Source organism: Stenotrophomonas sp. STEN063 (assembly GCF_056854515.1).
Genome location: NZ_JBXFWF010000008.1, coordinates 1 through 18678 on the forward strand (window position 1 = coordinate 1; position 18678 = coordinate 18678).

Sequence of the window (18678 nt, forward strand, 5' to 3'; positions counted from 1 at the left end):
TCGGTTGTGCTGTTCCGCCTGTGCTGCGTCGCTCTCGCCCTCCCCCTCCCCGCCATGGCCCGTCGCCGGTCCCCCCCCCCCCCCCCCCCCCCCCCCCCCCCCCCCCCACTACATGGTTGGCTGGCAATTTATTGCACTTGAAGAACGATGTTCTAACGCATCGATGCAACGAAATGGCTAATGTCCCCAGCCAGATCGTCCCAGGGAAGACAGGTATGTCGGTAGTGCAGGGCTTGCGTGGTTGCTGTCTGTTGATGTGCTTGCTTGCAGGAGGGGCTTCGGCGCAGGAGGTGATGGACGTGCCTGCGGATGCGGGAGCGGCACCGATCCGCGATATGGAGGCGGTCGTCGTCCATGGGGTGCAGCCCGGGCCGGGCTTGTGGCGGGTCAGCAAGGACGGGCATGTGCTTTGGGTCCTGGGCACGGTGTCGCCCTTGCCCAACCAGATAGATTGGCGGGCCGATGAGGTACGAGCGGTTATCGCGCGCTCGGGGCAGGTGTTGCTGTCACCTGGCGTGGTGTTTGATGCCGACGTGGGCTTCTTTGGCAAGCTGGCGTTGGCGCCATCGGTCTGGAAGGTGATGCGCAACGAAGACGGCGCAGAGCTGGCCGATGTGCTGGCGCCGCCGCTGTATGCGCGCTGGCGTGCGGTGAAACAACGTTACCTGCCGCGCGATGGCGGGGTCGAGCGCAAACGGCCGATGTTCGCGGCCGGTGAGTTGCAGGCGGCCGCGATGAAATCCATCGGCCTCGGTCAGAAGCCGGTGGTCTGGCCGGTGGTGGAGGCTGCCGCGAAGGCGGCAGGCATCACGCCGACGTCAACGAGCTGGAAGATCAAGATCGAGGACCCGAAGGCAGCGGTCCGCGAGTTCCGCGAGGGTGGCATGGACGATGCGGTGTGCCTCGAACGGACCGTGGACTTGGTCGAGAACGATCTGCCGACCTTGGTCGAGCGTGCGAATGCCTGGGCAATGGGCGATGTGGAGGCGTTGCGGCGCTCACCGTATGAGGACGCGAGTGCGGCCTGCATGCAGGCGATCACGCAGTCGGGCTTCGTGCGCAATCGCGGTTTCGGTGATCTGAAGGCGGGTGTGCGCCAGCATTGGTTGTCGATTGCGGAAGCCGCCGTACAGCGCAATGAAGAAACGTTTGCGATGTTGCCGGTGGATCGGTTGCTGGAAGCCGATGGCTATCTGGCAGCGCTGCAGGCGCGTGGGTATGAGGTTGAGTCGCCCTGAAAAGCAGTTCTGTGGTGACAGCGCGGAGCTGATGCAAGGACTGTGGGTACAGTCCAAGTAGCCCGGGTAAGCGGGAGCGCACCCGGGGCTGTTCGCGGTGATCTAGGCGGCCGCTGGAGAATGACTTTCCCGGGTGCGCTGCGCTTACCCGGGCTACGGTGTTGCTGGTTTAAGGGAGCGGCGTAAGCCGCGAAGCTGGGATAGCTCGAGCAGCCAGTTTTCGTATCGCCGGATGGTGCTTTTGCTTCGCGGCTTACGCCGCTCCCACAAAAGAAAAAACCGATGCCAGGGGCTGGCATCGGATTTCGGGATACTCACTAATTGGAGTCCAGCTCAGCTCGCTGCACTCAAAGGTGCCGTGCTGTCCTGCAGCTTCGGCCAGCGCTTCAGGATGGCGGCGCGAATACCTGCTGCATCAATCCCGGCCTCGGCCAGCAGGTCTTCGCGGCTGGCGTGGTGCTGGTAGCTGTCGGGTAGGCCGAGGTGCAGCATCGGCATCAGCACGGCTTCGGCGTTGAGCAGTTCGGAGACGCCCGAACCAGCACCGCCGGCAACCACGTTGTCTTCAACGGTGACAAAGCCGTCGTGCGTGCGCGCCAGATCCAGCAGCATCGCCTTGTCCAGCGGCTTGATGAAACGCATGTTGACCACGCTCAGGCCCAGCTCGCGGCCAACCTGTTCGGCTGCCGGCACGCTGGCGCCGAAGGCGAGGATGGCGATGCGGCTGCCTTGCACGCGCAGCTGCGCCTTGCCGATTTCCAGCGTGGACAGGTCGGTGCCAACGGCTGCGCCGGGACCGGTGCCGCGCGGGTAGCGCACCGCCGCCGGGCCCTTGTACTGCAGGCCGGTGCTCAGCATCTGCCGGCATTCGGCTTCATCGCCTGGCGCCATGACCACCATGTTGGGCACGCAGCGCAGGTAGCTCAGGTCGAGATTGCCGGCATGGGTGGCGCCGTCCGGGCCGACCACGCCGGCGCGGTCGATGGCGAAGAGCACATCCAGATCCTGGGTGGCGACGTCATGCACCAACTGGTCGTAGGCGCGCTGCAGGAAGGTGGAATAGATGGCGACCACGGGCTTGGCGCCCTGCGTGGCCATGCCAGCGGCCAATGTCACCGCGTGTTGCTCGGCGATGGCAACGTCGAAGTAGCGCTGCGGGTATTCCTTGCTGAAACGCACCAGCCCTGAGCCTTCGCGCATGGCCGGGGTGATTGCCAGCAGCTTCGGGTCGGCTGCGGCGGCGTCACACAGCCAGTCGCCGAAGATGTCGGTATAGGTCGGCTTCTTGGGCGCGCCCTTTTCCGGCAGGCCCTTGCTGGGGTCGAACGGACCGACGGCGTGGTAGCCGATCTGGTCGTCCTCGGCCGGCTCGTAGCCTTTGCCCTTGGTGGTCATGATGTGCAGCAGGTGCGGGCCCTTGGCGTCTTTCAGGTGCTTTAGGGTCGATACCAGCAGCGGCAAGTCATGGCCATCGATCGGACCGGTGTAATGGAAGCCCATCTGCTCGAAGGCTGTGGAGGGCACGAACATGCCTTTCCACTGTTCTTCCCAGCGCTTCACGAAGCGCGCAGGCGGGCTGTGGCGCTTGTCGCCGAGGATCTTCTTGCCGCTCTCGCGCAGGGCGTTGAGCGTGCGGCTGGCGGTTGCCCGGCCCAGCATCTTGGTCAGTCCACCGACGGCTTCGGAGATGGACATGTTGTTGTCGTTGAGGATGACCAGCACGTTCGGCTCGTCGTCCATGCCGCCTGCGTGGGCCAGCGCTTCAAACGCCATGCCGGCGGTCATCGCGCCATCGCCGATCACCGCGATCACCTTGCGATCATCGCCCTGGCGCTGGCGCGCGATGGCCATGCCCAGTGCGGCGGAGATCGAGGTCGAGGAGTGGCCGACGCCAAAGGTGTCGAACTCGCTTTCCTCGCGCTTGGGGAACGGCGCTACGCCGTCCTTCTGCTTGACGGTGTGGATGCTGTCGCGACGACCGGTGAGGATCTTGTGCGGGTAGGTCTGGTGGCCCACGTCCCACACCAACTGGTCGACCGGGGTGTCATACAGATAGTGCAGGGCAACGGTAAGCTCGATCACGCCCAGGCCGGCCGCGAAGTGACCGCCGCTCTTGCCCACCGATTCGATCAGGTAGGCGCGCAGTTCGCCGGCAATGGCCCCCAGTTCGCTCTCGTCGAACAGACGCAGGTCATCGGGAGTCTTGATGCGCGACAGGCGCGGATAGCTGGCAGAGTCGATCATGGTCTTCGCGTTTCACTCGAAACGGTATTTTCCCCGTCCGGAGAGGGTGGGGCAAGCAAAGCACATCATCAATGAGTGCCGGATGAGGTGGTTTGGCACCAAGCTGAAGGCCGTGTTCAGTCTGGATGGCAGTTTCGCATGAATACGCGAGACCGCAGCGTGGGGCTCAGAGCCCGCGTTGCAGGGCTTTGCGCGGCAACTGCGACTTCAGGAAGGCCATCTGGTCGGCGAGGATGTTGCGGTTGGACAGGATCAGGTGCTCGATCCAGCTGGGCCGGTACGGCACTGCCAGCAACGGCATATTGGCCTGGGCCGGGGTGCGGTTGCTCTTGCGCGAGTTGCAGTGGAAGCAGGCGCTGACCACGTTCTCCCAGGTGTCCTTGCCGCCCTTGGAGACGGGCAGGACGTGGTCGCGGGTCAGTTGCGGGCGGCTGAAGTGCTGGCCGCAATACAGGCAGAGCTGGGCGTCGCGCGCGAACAGCGCAGGATTGGTGAGGTTGGGCGTGGGGTCGATCGCGCGCGAGCGGGCGTGGCCGCGCGAGGCGATGATCGGGTGCAGGTCCATGCCGCTGCGCAGGCCGGTCAGCCGCGATATTGCGCCGTGTACGTGCAGGCAGGGATCGCCCATGGTCCAGGCGACGGCGCCGCGTGCATACAGGCAGGCGGCATCCTGCCAGTTGATCCAGTCCAGCACGCGGCCATGCGCATCCAGCGACAGCAGTCGCACGGAGCCGAGGCGGTGCAGGGAGGGCGGAAGTGAAAACCCGTCTGTCGGAGCGGAAGTCCCGGCTCCGGTATCGATCAGACTACGCGGTGTAGTGTCTGTCTCCATCGGGTTAACAGCTTATACACGATGCGTGACAGTTTGTGTAAAGGCGGGTGAAGCTCAGGTTTTGTGGGAGCGGCGTTAGCCGCGAAGCTGATGGTGTTTCGGACGCCTGAGAGCTTACCCCTCCCCAGCCCTCCCCTCCGCCTTCGGCGCAAGGGAGGGAGCTAAGCAAGAGCTGCCCTCACCCCAACCCCTCTCCCGCAGGCGGGAGAGGGGCTCCAGGGTCGCAGGCTTTCCTGATCGTTCCCTTCTCCCGCGTGCGCGACTGCAGCCCCCTTCTTGGGGGAAGGTGCCCCGAAGGGGCGGATGAGGGGAGCTTTGCCCCTGCTTTCGCTTCCGGATCAGTCGCCGAAGCGGACCGAATCCATGTCCATCAGCGAGTCGGCGCCAGCGGCGATGCCGGCGGCGTGGCTCAGGGTGCGCGGCAGGATGCGGGCGTAGTAGAAACGCGCGGTCTCCAGCTTGGCCTGGTTGAAGGCTTCCGGGTGGCTGGAAGCCTGCGCGGCGACCACCGAGCGGGCCCACCAGTAGGCCACGGCGACGTAGCCGCTGTAGAACAGGTAATCCCAGCTGGCCGCGCCCAGTTCTTCCGGGTTGGCGGCGGCGCGCTGCAGCACGTCGATGGTCAGCTTGCCCCATTCCTTGGCCTTGCCGCCCAGCACCGGCAGGAACTCGGCGACGGCCGGGTTGCTGGCATTGGCGGCGATGAACTGCTCGATCTCGGCCAGGAACAGCTTCAGGCCGGCGCCCTGCGAGGCGGCGGTCTTGCGGCCGATCAGGTCCAGCGCCTGGATACCGGTGGTGCCTTCATACAAGGTGGTGATGCGGGCATCGCGGGCGTACTGCTCCATGCCGTGCTCGGCGATGTAGCCGTGGCCGCCGAACACCTGCTGGCCGTTGTACGTAGCCTCGATGCTCCACTCGGTCAGGCAGGCCTTGACGATGGGGGTGAGGAAACTGACCAGCGTGTCGGCGTCGGCGCGTGCCTGCGCATCGGCGCTGCTGTGTGCGGCATCGAGCTGGGTGTAGGCGTGTGCGGCGAGCAGGCGGCCACCTTCGGTCAGTGCCTTGGTGGTCAGCAGCATGCGGCGCACATCGGGCTGGGCGATGATCGGATCGGCCGGCTTGTCCGGCTGCACGGCACCCTTGGGTGCGCGCGACTGCAGGCGCTCGCGGGCATAGGCCAGTGCGCCCTGGTAGGCACGCTCGGACTGCGCCAGGCCCTGCACGCCAACGCCGAGGCGGGCGGAGTTCATCATCACGAACATCGCCTGCAGGCCCTTGTGCGGCTGGCCGACGAGGTAGCCCTGGGCGCCGTCGAAGTTCATCACGCAGGTGGACGAACCGTGGATGCCCATCTTGTGTTCCAGCGCGCCGCAATGCAGTTCATTGCGTTCGCCCTGCTTGCCGTCGCGGTCGACCTTGTACTTCGGGGTGACGAACAGCGAGATGCCCTTCGGGCCGGCCGGTGCGTCGGGCAGCTTGGCCAGCACCAGGTGCACGATGTTGTCGGCGAGGTCGTGCTCGCCGGCGGTGATGAAGATCTTGGTGCCGGTGATTGAATAGCTGCCGTCGGCGTTCGGCTCGGCGCGGGTCTTGAGCAGGCCCAGGTCGGTGCCGGCGTGCGGCTCGGTCAGGCACATGGTGCCGGTCCAGTTGCCGGCCACCAGCGGCTTGAGGAAGGCTTCCTTCTGCCAGTCTTCGCCGTAGTGCTTGAGCGCTTCAACAGCGCCGTGCGACAGCATCGGGAACAGGCTCCAGGCCAGGTTGGCCGAGGACACCATTTCGCTCAAGGCCATGCCCATGGTTTCCGGCATGCCCTGGCCGCCGAAATCCGGCGACGCGGTCAGGCCGGTCCAGCCGCCTTCGACGAACTGTGCATAGGCTTCCTTGAAGCCCGGGGCGGTGGTGACTTCGTTGGTGGCCTTGTCGAGCTTGCAGCCGGTCTGGTCGCCGATCGCATTGAGCGGGGCCAGCACGCTGGTGCTGAAGCGGCCGGCTTCTTCCAGCACCGCGTCGATGACGTCCGCGGTAGCGTCTTCGAAGCCCATCGATGCAAACAGGGACTCGGCCTTCAATACGTCGTGCAGGGCGAAACGGAGATCGGTAACAGGGGCTTTGTAGTTGCTCATCAGGCGGCTCTCGAACAATGCGGGAACGGATGGGGGATCAGCGCAGTACGCCGGGCAGGCCGGGGGCCTGGTTGAGGCTGTTGCGCGATTTGATGTCGAAACTGCGTTGCTTCTTTTCTTCCGGGGTGGCGCTGACGCTGCCTTCCAGTTCGTAGAACAGCGAGCGGCCACCGGCCAGTGCATCGGCCACGACGATGCGTGCCGAGGACGCGGGCTGCAGGCGGACCTTGATGACGTCGGCCGATTCCGGGCCGATCGAAAGCGCCGGGCTGGCGCTGAGCGTGCCGGCGGCTTCATCGCCAACCTTCACCGCCAGCGATACGTTGTCGAAACGCATCGGCATCGAGCTGTAGTTGCGCAGGCGCAGTTCCACTTCCCAGTTGCCGTCATTGCCGACGCTCAATTGCTGGATGCTGGCGGCCGGTTCGGAGACGCGCTTCACCGGACCATTGCCGCAGGCGGTGAGTACAAGTGCGAGTACGGCCATCAAGGCGTACTGGGGGCGAAAACGCATGGGGCGTGGTCCTCGGGTCCTGAGCTTATCTCCCAAGAATACTACGGCGTATGGCGGCCTGCTGGGTACAGGTCTGCAAGATCAGCCAATATGACGATGGGATGGCGGAACCGCCGCGGTCATGCATCGACTAGTGCAGGGGGCAGAGGTTGCCGTCATTCGCGTCATTTTCTGGGGATTCATCCATGCGTTCATTCAAGTTGTTGCCGCTTGCAAGCGCTATCCGCGGCGGTCTGGCAGTTGTGGCGCTGTGCGCCTCCGTTCCGGCGCTGGCAGCGCCACCACAGTTCGATCTTCAGGCCGGCAGCATCGAGGAGGTATTGCCGGAGTTCGCCCGACAGGCCGGCGTGCAGATCATCGCCCCGGCGCATTCAGGTGGCGCCCAGCGCATTGAAGTAGCCGAGTTGAAAGGGCAGATGGAGCCGCGCCAGGCGCTGGCCCGCCTGCTTACCGGTACCGGCCTGAGCGTGGCCTCGGACGACGGTCGCACCATTACCCTGCGCGCGGCAACGCCGATGCTGGCCTCACTCGGTGGTTTGGGTGGACTTGCCGCAGGGCAGGCTGCAGCGCCGGTTGCGCCACAGGAAGCCGCTGAACCCGCGCCGGCAGCGGCCAGCCCCAGCGTCAGCACGCTGGACCAGATCACCGTGGTCGGCAGCCAGATCAAGGGCGCCAAGACCGCCGCGATCCTGCCGGTGGCAACCTTGCAGGCCGAGCAGATCGAGGCCACCGGCGCTGTGTCCGGCGACGAGTTGTACCGCTCCATCCCGCAGATGGGCGATGTCTCGTTCAGTGGCACCAATGGTGGCAACAGCTCCAACTACGCCCGCGGCGACATCGCCTCGGTCAATCTGCGCGGCCTCGGTGTCGGCAATACCCTGCTGCTGATCAATGGCCGCCGCACCGTGGTCCATCCCACCAGCCAGGCCGACGGCAACCTGGTGCCGGTGCTGACCTACAACGCCAATGCGGTGCCGGTGTCCAACCTGCGTCGCGTTGAGGTGCTGCTGGACGGCGCGGCCGCCATCTACGGCACCGATGCGGTGGCCGGCGTGGTCAACAACGTGCTGCGCGACGACATGGACGGCGGCACCATCAGCGTGCAGAAGGGGTTCGGTGAAGGTACCGACCTGCGCGATATCGGCGTCAACGGCATGTGGGGCAAGAATTCCGAGGACCTGCGCTCCAACATCACCATCGCCTTCAATTACTACAACACCACCGGCTTGAACTCGCTGGACCAGGACTGGACCAAAAACGGTAACCGTGCGGCCGACTTCCTCGGCACGCCGTTTGAAGGCCTGGCCGGCACCGACAATCGCAATACCAACAGTCCGTGGGGCAACTTCACCGTGGTTGGCCCGCGCGTGTCGCAGAACGGAACCTGGCTGACCACCACCGCCGGTGCCTTCCATGTGCAGCCGACCAGCAACAGCGGCTGTGCGGCGACCATTGCCGATGGCCTGTGCGTGCAGTCCGGCAGCAAGGCCACCTCGGGTGCCGACGCCAATCTGCGCGACAACCAGCAGGGCCAATATCCGCTGTCGATCAGCCCGGACGTGCGTCGTCTGAACCTGTTCGTCACCGGCAAGCATGATTTCGACAACGGCTTGTCGTTCTTCAGCGAGGCTGGCATCTACAACTCGCGCGCCTACAGCCTGCAGAACGGCGTCAACACCATCACCGCCTTGCCGATGACGGTGGCAGCCAGCAACTACTGGAACCCCTTCGGCGCGATGTACCTGCCCGACGGTTCGCTCAACCCGAACCGCCTGCAGGGCTTGAACATCGACGCCAACGGCGTGCCGGTGACCATCACCAGCTACCGCTTCGAGCGACCGACCCGCATCGAGGTCAACAACACCCAGGTGCGTGCCTTGGCCGGCCTGCGTGGCTTCCACTACGGCTTTGACTGGGAAAGCGCTGCGCTGTACTCGGCGGCAAGGGTCAAGGACACGCAGGATGCAGTGAGCATGTCGCTGTTCCAGCAGGCCCTGGCCAATCCCACCGCATCGGCTTACAACCCGTTCTGCGGCGGCTGCAATGACTGGGACAAGCTGGACCAGTTCTTCTACAAGGCACAGCGCCAGAGCAAGACCGAGCTGTTCCTGTGGGACTTCAAGGCCTCGCGCGCGGACCTGTTCAAGACCTGGGCCGGCGATGTCGGCATGGCCGCGGGCCTGGAAGTGCGCCACGAAACCCAGCGCGATGATCGCGATGCACGGGTCGATGGTTCGGTGACCTTCACCGATGCGATCACCGGCGTTGCCTATCCCAGCGACATGTACGGCGTCAGCCCGACCCCGGATACCTATGGCTCGCGCACCGTCGCCGGCCTGTTCGCCGAGTTCTCGGTGCCGCTGGTATCGCCGGAAATGAACATCCCGCTGGTGCGCTCGCTGGACCTGCAGGTGGCCGGCCGCGCCGAGCGCTACAACGATTTCGGCAATGTCGCCAAGCCGAAGCTGGCGCTGGGCTGGCAGGTGTTTGATGGCCTGACCCTGCGTTCGTCCTGGGCCAAGGGTTTCCGTGCGCCCAACCTGGAGCAGATCAACGCCACAGTGGTGAGCCGTTCCAACACCCGCACCGACTACATCCAGTGCGAGGCGGACAAGCGCAGCGGTGCACAGCCGGCGTTCGCCAACTGCGGCGGCTACAGCTACTCCACCACCGCACGGCGCTCGGGCAACCCGGACCTGAAGCCGGAAACCTCGACCAACACCAGCGCCGGCCTGGTCTTCCAGCCGCGCTTCATCCCGGAAAACTACGGTCGCTTCACCTTCGCCGTCGATTACTACAAGTACGAGCAGGAGGGCATCATCGGCCTGTTCGGCGAAGGCAATGCGCTGATCCTGGACTACATGCTGCGCCAGCAGGGCGGTAGCAACTCGGCGGTGGTGCGTGCAGATGCGACCGCTGACGACATCGCCCGCTTCGCCGGCACCGGTCTGGCTGCTGCCGGCAAGGTGCTGTACGTCACCGACCAGTACGTCAACCTGGAGCCGCAGACCCTGCGCGGCGTGGACTACAACTTCAGCTGGAACTCGCCGGAAACCGCGATCGGCCGCTTCGATCTTTCGGTCACCGGTACCCACCTGATCGAGTTCTACCGCCAGCGTTCGCCGGCACTGCAGGCGCTGGAAGATGCCAAGTCCGCAGGGCTGGTGGATCCGTCGATCCGCATCACCGGTGGTGGTGACCTGATCGGCAATGGCGGTAACCCGGAATGGAAGTGGTCCGGCACGCTGACCTGGCGTTACCAGCAGCTGTCGGTGGGCGCGAGCGCGCGTTATGCCAGCTCCTACGTCGAGAACGGCCTGACCCTGGCCGATGGCACGCCGTGGACGGTGAAGTCGCAGACGCTGGCCAATGCCTTCGTCAAGTACGACTTCGCACGCGAAGGTTGGCTCAACAACGTGGCGGTCAAGGTCGGTGCCAACAACATCGCCAACAAGCGCCCGCCGATCTCCGACGATGTCTTCGGTTACCCGTCGGGTGTTTACCAGGCCAATCCGCGTTACTGGTACGTCAACGTGAGCAAGGCGTTCTGATGCAGAAAAAAGTTTCATTCCGCCACGTGGCGGGAGCCGGGCAGGTGCCGCGATGAACGCGGCGCTTGCCCGGGAGCGTGCCGGCTGGTTGGCCGAGCACATATTGCCTTGCGAGCCCGCGCTGCGGGACTGGCTGCGGCGGCGATTGTCGCTGCGCCAGGACGTGGATGACGTGATCCAGGAGACCTACGCCATCCTCGCCGGAATGGCGGATGTATCGCACATCCTGCAGCCCAAGGCCTACGTGTACTCGGTCGCCCACTCGGTGGTGCTGCAGCAGTTGCGGCGCGCGCAGGTGGTGTCGATCGAGGCCGTTGCCGAGATCGACCGTGTCGCCATTGTTGGCGACGAAGTCAGCCCGGAGCGGATGGCGTCGTCACGACAGGAGCTGGCGCGCATAGGCGCCTTGATCGAAAGCCTGCCGGACAAGTGTCGGCAGGCGTTCGTGCTGCGGCGTGTGGAGGGCTACTCGCAGCGCGAGATCGCCGAACGCATGCAGATCAGCGAGAACACCGTGGAGAAACACATCTGCAAGGGAATCCGGGTATTGATGGATTCGATGAAGCGTGATGACGACGTAATGCAGAAGAGTAGTGAGCGGTTCGCCGCGGAAGGAGCAAGGCATGCGCGTCGGCGCTGATGCGAGTATTGATGATGTAGCCGCCAGTTGGGTGGCGCGCGAGGACCGCGCGCAACTCACGGTGGAGGAACGTGCGCAACGTGATGCCTGGCTGGAAGCCGATACGCGCCACTTTGGCGCTTATGCCCGCGCCCATGCAGTGCTGGCACGTACTGATCGCGCACGCGCGCTGTCGGCCGGCGAAATGGACCGTGCATTCACCGCACGCGCGCCACGACGGGCGCGGCGCGTACTGCGCTGGGCAATGGGCCTGGCTGCCGTGGTTGGCGTGCTCGCCATCGGCGTGCAACGCCAGGACGATGGGGTCGAGTACTTCGCCACCCGCAAGGGCGAGATCCTGCGCGTGCCGCTGCAGGACGGCTCGGCGATCACACTGGATTCGGACTCGCAGGTGCGGGTGCAGTTCAGTGCGACCCGCCGTGATATCCACCTGCTGCAGGGCGAGGCCTTGTTCGACGTGGCCAAGAACCCGCAACGCCCGTTCGTGGTGCGCGCGGAGGAAACCGATGTCACCGCGGTAGGCACCAGTTTCGCGGTCAGCCTCACCGAGCGCCGCAGCGGTGGCGTGGAAGTGCTGGTGCGCGAAGGCATCGTCGATGTGACCGATACCCAGGGCGCGGTCGCTCCAGCACGATTGGTAGCCAACTATCGAGCGCTGGCCAACCGCAGCCACGGCATTCGCATCGAGGCGGTGCCCACGGATGATGTGGATCAGCAGTTGGCCTGGCGCGAAGGCATGTTGTCCTTCAACGGCGACACCTTGTCGGTCGCGGCGGCGCAGTTCCTGCGCTACAGCGATACCCGCATCGTCATCGATGACCCGCTGGTTGGCAGTCGCCGCATCGTTGGCTTGTATTCGGCCAGTGACCCGCGCGGTTTTGCCAACAGTGTCGCGCTGAGCCTTGGCCTGGTGGTTCAGCAGCGCGGAGACGTGGTGCGGCTGAGCTCCCCTGATGCCGCGCCGCAGGCGGCGCGGTCCATGCAATGAATCTGGATAAGAACATGCATTACAACAGCAAGCGTGGTTTCGCCTTGGCGGTGCTCGCCGCGGCATTACTGGGGGCAGGGCAGGCCAGCATGGCCGCTACTGCCGGCGACAAGGCCGTGTTGATCCGCGACGCAATGGTCTTCGATGGCACTGGCCGCGCTCCCTATGCGGCCAGCGTGCTGGTCAAGGACGGTCGCATTGCTGCGATCGGCGCTGAACTGACGGCCCCCAAGGGCGCACGTGTGGTCAATGCACGTGGCCAGGCGTTGCTGCCGGGTCTGTTCGATCTGCACACGCACTGGACGCCGAACGCCACGCCGTCGGAACTGCCGCAGGTGGCGAATCTCTACATGGCGGCCGGCGTCACCACGGTCAGCGATTTCCACGAGCCGCCGGAGGCCTATGCGCCACGCCGTGCCTGGCTGGCCTCGATCGCCGCACCCGACGTCAAGTTCGCCGCGCGCATGAGCACGCCGCTCGGCCATGGCGCGGATTGGGGTGACGAGAACACCACCCGCTGGGTGAACTCACCCGAGGCCGCGCGTGCTGGCGTGCGTGCGGTTGCCGCCTACAAGCCGGACTTCATCAAGGCCTTCACCGATGGCTGGCGCTATTCCAATGCTGCCGACAACAGCAGCATGGACGAGGAAACCCTCACTGCGCTGGTCGACGAAGCCCACAAGAACGGCCTAAAGGTGTTCACTCATACGGTGATGGTCAAGCGCGGCAAGGCCGCCGCTCGAGCGGGCGTGGACGTGATCGCACACAGCGTGCAGGACGGTGCGGTTGACGATGAGTTGATCGCGTTGATGCGTGAGCACGGTACCGCCTATGCCCCCTCGCTGGCGGTGTATCTGCCCGAGCGCGTCGATGGCAGCGGACGCAACAACGCCAAGCCGGATGTGCTGGCCCAGCGCGAGCAGAACTTCGCAAATGCCTTGCACAACGTCAAGACGCTGCACGATGCGGGTATCCTGGTCGTGGTGGGTACCGATGCAGGCATGACCGGTACGCCGCATGGCACATCGACCCTGCGCGAACTGGAGCTGCTGGTGCAGGCCGGGCTGACCCCCAGCGAGGCGCTGCTGGCTGGTACCTCGGCCAGCGCCAAGGCGCTGGGCGTGAATGATCGCGGCAGCATCGAGGTCGGCAAGCGTGCGGATCTGTTGCTGGTAAGCGGTCGCCCGTGGGAGCGTATCGGCGACGTTCGCAATACGCAGCAGGTGTATGTTGGCGGTCGCCAGGTGCAAGGCAAGGGCGCTGTGTTGCCGGCCGGCAACAAGGCCTTGGCCTTGCCAGCGCAGCCGGTGCAGGCCCTGGTTGATGACTTCGAGCGCAGCGATGGCCGTACCGCCCTGGACACGCTGCGCGTGGACGAGGCCGATGGCGGTAACGACCGCACCGCGCAGGTCACCGAGATCGTCGCACGCGAAATCGGCGGCAACGCGCTGGCAACCCAGGCCAAGCTGTCCAGCAAGGACACTGCCTTCGCTGCGACGATCCTGCCGCTGAGCCGTGGTTCGGTGGCGCCGGTGGATGCGCGTGCCTATCGCGGCATCCGCTTGGAGCTGCGCGGCAGCGCACCGGAATTGCGGCTGGAGGTACGGGCCTTGGGCAACCGTCGTTTCGTTGCGCCACTGCAGGCTGGGGCGCAATGGCAGACGGTGGAGATTCCCTTCACCGCACTGCAGGGCCAGCCCCCGTATCGCGCCAAGGCACCCGTGGCGGTGTGGAAGGGCGATGACCTGCAGCAGCTGGTTGTCTCCGGCAGCGGCGAACCGGGCAGCAAGCTGTGGTTCGAGATCGACAACGTCAGTTTCTATTGATGCGTGAGGCTGGCTGGATGAAGACCCGTTATCTGCGTGCCGCGTTGCTGGCAGCGTTGCTTCCTCTTACAGGAACCACGCTTGCCGCGGACGTGATCAGTACGCTGGACAGCTACGCGCAGCGGCAGGCTGAGGTTGGGCAACAGTTGTGGCAGCAGCCCGAGCTCGGCTATCTGGAACATGCATCATCCGCGCTGTTGCAGAAGGAGTTGCAACAGGCCGGCTTCCATATCCAGGCCAATGTTGCCGGCATGCCGACGGCCTTCGTCGCAAGCTTTCGCAACGGCAGCAAGGGCCCGGTGATCGGGCTGCTGGCAGAAATGGATGCGCTGCCCGGCATGGCCCAGGCGGCGGAGCCGGTGCGCAGCCTCATCGCCGGCCAGGATGCGGGTCAGGCCTGTGGCCACAATCTGTTTGGTGCGGCATCGGTGGGCGCAGCCCGCGCCTTGGCGCAGTGGATGCAGCAGACCGGTACGCCCGGCGAAGTGCGGCTGTACGGAACGCCGGCGGAGGAGGGCGGCTCCGGCAAGGTATACATGACCAAGGCGGGGCTGTTCGATGATGTGGATGTGGTGCTGCATTGGCATCCGTCCGCGGAGAACTCAGCTGCGCAAGGCACGACGCTGGCCAACATCAGCGGCAAGTTCCGTTTCCACGGGCGTGCCGCCCACGCCGCCATCGCTCCCGAGCGCGGCCGCTCCGCGCTGGACGGCGTTGAGGCCTTCAACTACATGGCCAATCTGATGCGTGAGCACGTGCCCGATGGCACCCGCATCCATTACGTCATCAGCAACGGCGGCGCCGCTCCCAACGTGGTGCCGGATGCGGCCGAGGCGTATTACTACGTGCGCCATACCGACCCGGCGGTGGTGCGCGATGTGATCGAACGCCTGCAGAAGGCAGCCGAAGGCGCGGCAATGGGCACGGGTACCACGGCCGAATTCGAGCCGACCGGTGGTGTGTACTCGCTGTTGCCCAATGACACGCTTGGGCAGGTGATGCAGGCAGCACTGCAGCAGGTTGGCGGCGTGCAATACGACCCGGCCGAGCAGGCATTCGCAAAGAAGCTGCAGGAGAGCCTGGAAAAGCGCCCGGACCTGCAGGTGGCAACACAGCTGCAGCCCTACCGTGCGGATCAGGCGGGCAGCGCATCCACCGATGTTGGCGATGTCAGCTGGAACGTGCCCACGGCTGGGGTCAGCACCGCAACCTGGGTGCCCGGAACCCCGGCGCACAGCTGGCAGGCAGTTGCCGCATCGGGCATGTCGATCGGTAACAAAGGTGCGTTGAACGCAGCCAAGATAATGGCCCTGGCCGGCGTGCAGCTGCTGCAGTCGCCGGAGACCATCGCTAAGGCAAAGCAGGAGTTCTTGAACCGTAGAGGTACAAAATTCCAGTATGTACCATTGTTGCAACGTGACCATGCACCACTGGGCTACCGAGACAAGCCGGAAATCTGACCCGAGGGTCGTGACACTGAGATGCTGGGGGGCATGGGCTCCACTGCGGCACCGCCAAAGTTGGAGACGATCGATACTGCTGGTAGCCCATCGGCCCAGTTTCTGCATTCGGGTACCGGTCGGCATCTGCGAGGCACCGTACGCTGTTAATGCGTAGTTGGCCTTTTGTTCCAGGTACGCGAGCCGTCAAAGGGCGGCGCGTTTTTCGCTGCAAGGCTTCGGCCCAAGCGTCGAAACTCAAGAAAATTCTGAATAGCTGCCTCGAACAATCCGGTTTGCGTTGTTCGCGACGGAGCTACGCACTACAGGCTGAAAAGCGCGAGTCTGCCTGCCTGTACCCGCGTTGCAGGGCGGGAAAAATCGTCCGGCAGTACGGTGGCTCTGGAAGAATGTTGGTGGATCTCGTTCTGCTATCAGCTGTGCCAGTTCCATCGCTGCAAAGAGATGGGGCTGGTTGTTCGGGCCCGCTATGGGTAGTGGCGGCAATTGATTATTCAAGCTGCAAAGCCGCCCCTCCCCGGTCGTCATCGATCGCGGTCCGCGATTCCCCGTGACGATGGTCGCTTATCGTGGCCTGTCAGTTGCGCGAGGTGAAGACCAGTAACTGATCAGGTTTCTTCTTTCATCGTCGCTGAAGAAAAATTGCATATAGTCAGTGCTGTATATCTCCCTCAGTACCTCCTTTGGCAGGACGAACTTCCTCATGAAATATCGATAGCTTTCTCCGTAATTTTTTGAGTTTGATGCGTTGTCGTGATTTAGTCGGAGCTCTGGTAGTTCGAGGAACTGTGCCAATGGAGCTTCAATCTGGTTGATGTTCTCCTGGCGGTATAGAAATAGATCCATATGGCTGTTGCCAATGTGTGTATAGCCTTTTTGATGGTCGAAGCGATGTTTGTAGATATCAAGTCCGCAATGGAATTGGTGGTCAAACCAGCCGGTCACTACGTCGCAGTCATGCAGGAATGTATCCTCTAGGTGGCTTGTCATCCTCGCTACATCGATATCAGTTTCATTGCTTTCAAGTGATTCCATAAACTGGAATGCGCCGGAAATGACGCGTGAAACAACTTCACGGCCGGCCGAAATTACCCGCAGCGGCTTTTCGCGTTGACTTCCGAGGATGAAGGAGTAAGGGAGCGAGCATGCTGGGTGGTACAGCGCCATGTCGGAGCGCCAATGCATATGTGCTACCGAGCCCGAGAAGTTTCCTTTCAGTGCTGCAGCAATTGAATGGGATCCGACGCGCCCATGTTGGTATATGTGCAGGTCGACGTTGTACATTTGCTCGGTGTCAGCATTGGCGAATCTATTTTCATAGTAGCCAGAGTAACAGTAGTGGAACTGTGCTTGATCATCCGTTTCAAGCAGCAGTTCAGGGTAGCGTTTTCGATAGTAACCAGGGTCCAAGCGTTTGCAGCGATCGGGATCAAAAAGGCGTCCTTCACGGTAGCCGTTGTAGATAAGATGCCAGCGTGCCTGCAGGTCGCTGTCGAAACGCAGATCCGGGTACGCGCGCATGTATTCCTGCCACCGAAAATCGCGCAGAATCTCGTCTGTCCACCGATTCTGGAGCATTGTTGCGTATGCGTCGCCATGCCGAGTGGTACGGTGGACGTTCAATTCAAGGGCATCATCGGTTTTGACCAGTTCCATTTTTTTGTCCCCCTTTGTGTGGGAAATTCCCAATCTCTTATTTTGGCAATGATATGTCATCTCTCTGTAGCATGGTTTTCAATGTGACCAATTCATGATTCCGTCTGTCGCCCTTCCATGCATGATTTGTGACTATGATCAGGATTCTCGCGCTAGGATTGAAGTGCGTGAATGACCAATAAGTGGCCCACGGCGGTTACAGGTGTTCAGTCGTTGGCGGTGGACGCGCTTTTTCTTCCATATCGGGGAGGCGGATGTCAGCTGTTACACGCCGTGAACGCCAAGCTCGAGATCCTGGGGGTGTCCCTTGGGCAAAGTGCTTGTGGATGGCACGGCGACCTTCGATAACAGGTCAGCAGAACTTCGGGAGTGGTCTGGTCAGCCCATCGGAAAACTGCGACGACTGCATTGCTTGATGGTGCAGTGGCATCTGTTTGCAGTTGAGTATGTTCAAGACAGCTTTGTGCGTAGAGTTCGTCAGCGCGCCGCGGTTGGCTTCAACGAGGTATCGTGCGGTGCAGGGGTTTTCTGGAGGGTAAATGAAGCTGCCGTTCAAACTGGCTGTTCTGTTGGTCTGCCTAGCAGTCGTTGCCGTTGCCGCATGTGACTATCGCTCGACTGCGACGGTGGAAACACCGGCGCTAGCTGCTCAGCTTGTCCCCATCCCGCAATCCATCGAAGTAAGCGCTGGCAAATTGCGCTTCTCCGGGCTGGGTCTCGCGAAGGAGGGCCTGAACGCGCCCAATGCCGAGCATGCACTGGACGAGATGTTCGTCGGCGGCATCTCCAACGGCATCACCGGTGTGCCGAACAGTGATCGCGGTGCAGGCATCAGCTTCGCCCCAGGCCCGGACTTGGAGCCGTGGCGTTCGGTGGAACAGTGGATTCCGCACACAGCCTGGATGCTGTTCGCAGTGATGGCTCCCAGTGAGGACTGAGTTGCTGGCGGCTGAAACGTTGGGGCAGGATCAAAAGCGGATGCGGAGTACAGGCAACCGTTGGTGATGCTGTGAGGATAGGCTGCAGTCTGCCGCTTGGGTGCTGCCTGGAGTGAGGTGGTGAGGGAGAGGCAGCGGTCTAGTGGCGAAGGTGCCGATGCCGCGCTATGCTCGGCTGACCGTGTGGGGCGGTAGCTCAGCTGGGAGAGCGTCGCGTTCGCAATGCGAAGGTCGGGAGTTCGATCCTCCTCCGCTCCACCAAGTCTTCAAGCAAAGAAGCCGCATCGGATGATGCGGCTTCTTTGCGTTTTTGCGCTGGGAACAGGCGCTTTGGCGATTTTTTCGCCATGCGGCGGCGCGGCTTCTGCGTCTGAAGCCTCGCTACACAAGGCATTTCGAGGAATTTTCGGCGGATGTGAAAATTTTTGTGAAATTGGCTTGCCGAAACCGAAATAGCTCCGTAATATACGCCTCCTCGACGGCAGCAACGCCGACGAAAACAAGACAAAGTGGCCGAGTAGCTCAGTTGGTAGAGCAGGGGATTGAAAATCCCCGTGTCGGCGGTTCGATTCCGTCCTCGGCCACCAAAATTTCAAGGGTTCGCAGAAATGCGAGCCCTTTTTGTTGTCCGTTTGCACTGTTTTCGTGCCAGTTGCTGTGGG

General features: G+C 63.2%; 12 protein-coding genes and 2 tRNA genes. 9 read left to right on the plus strand and 5 right to left on the minus strand.

From position 1 onward, the window contains the following. Window positions 1-293 precede the first annotated feature (293 nt). Window positions 294-1238, plus strand: a complete 945-nt coding sequence (locus AC1VWL_RS03665; protein ID WP_482985802.1) for a TraB/GumN family protein — start codon at window positions 294-296, stop codon at window positions 1236-1238. Between the two features lie 333 nt (window positions 1239-1571). Here the strand turns inward: AC1VWL_RS03665 and dxs are convergent, their stop codons facing one another. The 4 genes from dxs to AC1VWL_RS03685 all read right to left on the minus strand — a co-directional run bounded on the left by dxs (window position 1572) and on the right by AC1VWL_RS03685 (window position 6957). Continuing rightward, the gene (gene dxs, locus AC1VWL_RS03670) at window positions 1572-3482 is read right to left on the minus strand and encodes a 1-deoxy-D-xylulose-5-phosphate synthase (protein ID WP_482985803.1); all 1911 of its coding nucleotides are present in this window, start codon (window positions 3480-3482) and stop codon (window positions 1572-1574) included. A gap of 166 nt (window positions 3483-3648) precedes the next feature. Continuing rightward, a complete protein-coding gene (locus AC1VWL_RS03675; protein WP_282266789.1) occupies window positions 3649-4314 on the minus strand; it encodes an HNH endonuclease in 666 nt (221 codons plus the stop codon). A 338-nt stretch (window positions 4315-4652) separates the two neighbouring features. Continuing rightward, complete coding sequence (locus AC1VWL_RS03680) at window positions 4653-6443, minus strand: acyl-CoA dehydrogenase C-terminal domain-containing protein (RefSeq protein ID WP_482985804.1); 1791 nt, start codon at window positions 6441-6443, stop codon at window positions 4653-4655. Window positions 6444-6480: 37 nt separating this feature from the next. Next, window positions 6481-6957, minus strand: a complete 477-nt coding sequence (locus AC1VWL_RS03685) for an LEA/WHy family protein (protein WP_481532999.1) — start codon at window positions 6955-6957, stop codon at window positions 6481-6483. 185 nt (window positions 6958-7142) lie between these two features. Between AC1VWL_RS03685 and AC1VWL_RS03690 the strand changes: the two genes are divergently transcribed. Genes AC1VWL_RS03690 through AC1VWL_RS03710 form a run of 5 tightly spaced genes read left to right on the plus strand, consistent with a single transcriptional unit; the run spans window position 7143 to window position 15422 of the window. Further along, entirely contained in the window at window positions 7143-10508 is a 3366-nt protein-coding gene (locus AC1VWL_RS03690; protein ID WP_482985805.1) for a TonB-dependent receptor, read from the plus strand. A gap of 52 nt (window positions 10509-10560) precedes the next feature. Then, entirely contained in the window at window positions 10561-11148 is a 588-nt protein-coding gene (locus AC1VWL_RS03695; protein WP_296253322.1) for an RNA polymerase sigma factor, read from the plus strand. Beyond that, on the plus strand, window positions 11132-12136 hold the full coding sequence (locus AC1VWL_RS03700) for a FecR family protein (protein WP_481533001.1): 1005 nt from the start codon (window positions 11132-11134) through the stop codon (window positions 12134-12136). The genes AC1VWL_RS03695 and AC1VWL_RS03700 overlap by 17 nt, the downstream gene beginning before the upstream one ends. A 14-nt stretch (window positions 12137-12150) precedes the next feature. After that, window positions 12151-13962: an amidohydrolase family protein gene (locus AC1VWL_RS03705; protein ID WP_482985806.1), complete on the plus strand. Its 1812-nt coding sequence runs from the start codon at window positions 12151-12153 to the stop codon at window positions 13960-13962. 17 nt (window positions 13963-13979) lie between these two features. Next, the gene (locus AC1VWL_RS03710) at window positions 13980-15422 is read left to right on the plus strand and encodes an amidohydrolase (RefSeq protein ID WP_482985807.1); all 1443 of its coding nucleotides are present in this window, start codon (window positions 13980-13982) and stop codon (window positions 15420-15422) included. A 564-nt stretch (window positions 15423-15986) separates the two neighbouring features. On the opposite strand, the gene AC1VWL_RS03715 is transcribed toward AC1VWL_RS03710, so the two are convergent. Continuing rightward, window positions 15987-17078, minus strand: coding sequence for a putative capsular polysaccharide synthesis family protein (locus AC1VWL_RS03715; RefSeq protein ID WP_482985808.1), 1092 nt, complete (start codon window positions 17076-17078; stop codon window positions 15987-15989). A 539-nt stretch (window positions 17079-17617) separates the two neighbouring features. On the opposite strand from AC1VWL_RS03715, the gene AC1VWL_RS03720 reads away from it, so the two are divergent. The 3 genes from AC1VWL_RS03720 to AC1VWL_RS03730 all read left to right on the plus strand — a co-directional run bounded on the left by AC1VWL_RS03720 (window position 17618) and on the right by AC1VWL_RS03730 (window position 18603). Continuing rightward, the gene (locus AC1VWL_RS03720) at window positions 17618-18016 is read left to right on the plus strand and encodes a hypothetical protein (protein WP_482985809.1); all 399 of its coding nucleotides are present in this window, start codon (window positions 17618-17620) and stop codon (window positions 18014-18016) included. A gap of 185 nt (window positions 18017-18201) precedes the next feature. Continuing rightward, window positions 18202-18277 (plus strand) — tRNA-Ala (locus tag AC1VWL_RS03725). 250 nt (window positions 18278-18527) lie between these two features. Then, window positions 18528-18603 (plus strand) — tRNA-Phe (locus AC1VWL_RS03730). The last annotated feature ends 75 nt before the right edge of the window (window positions 18604-18678 follow it).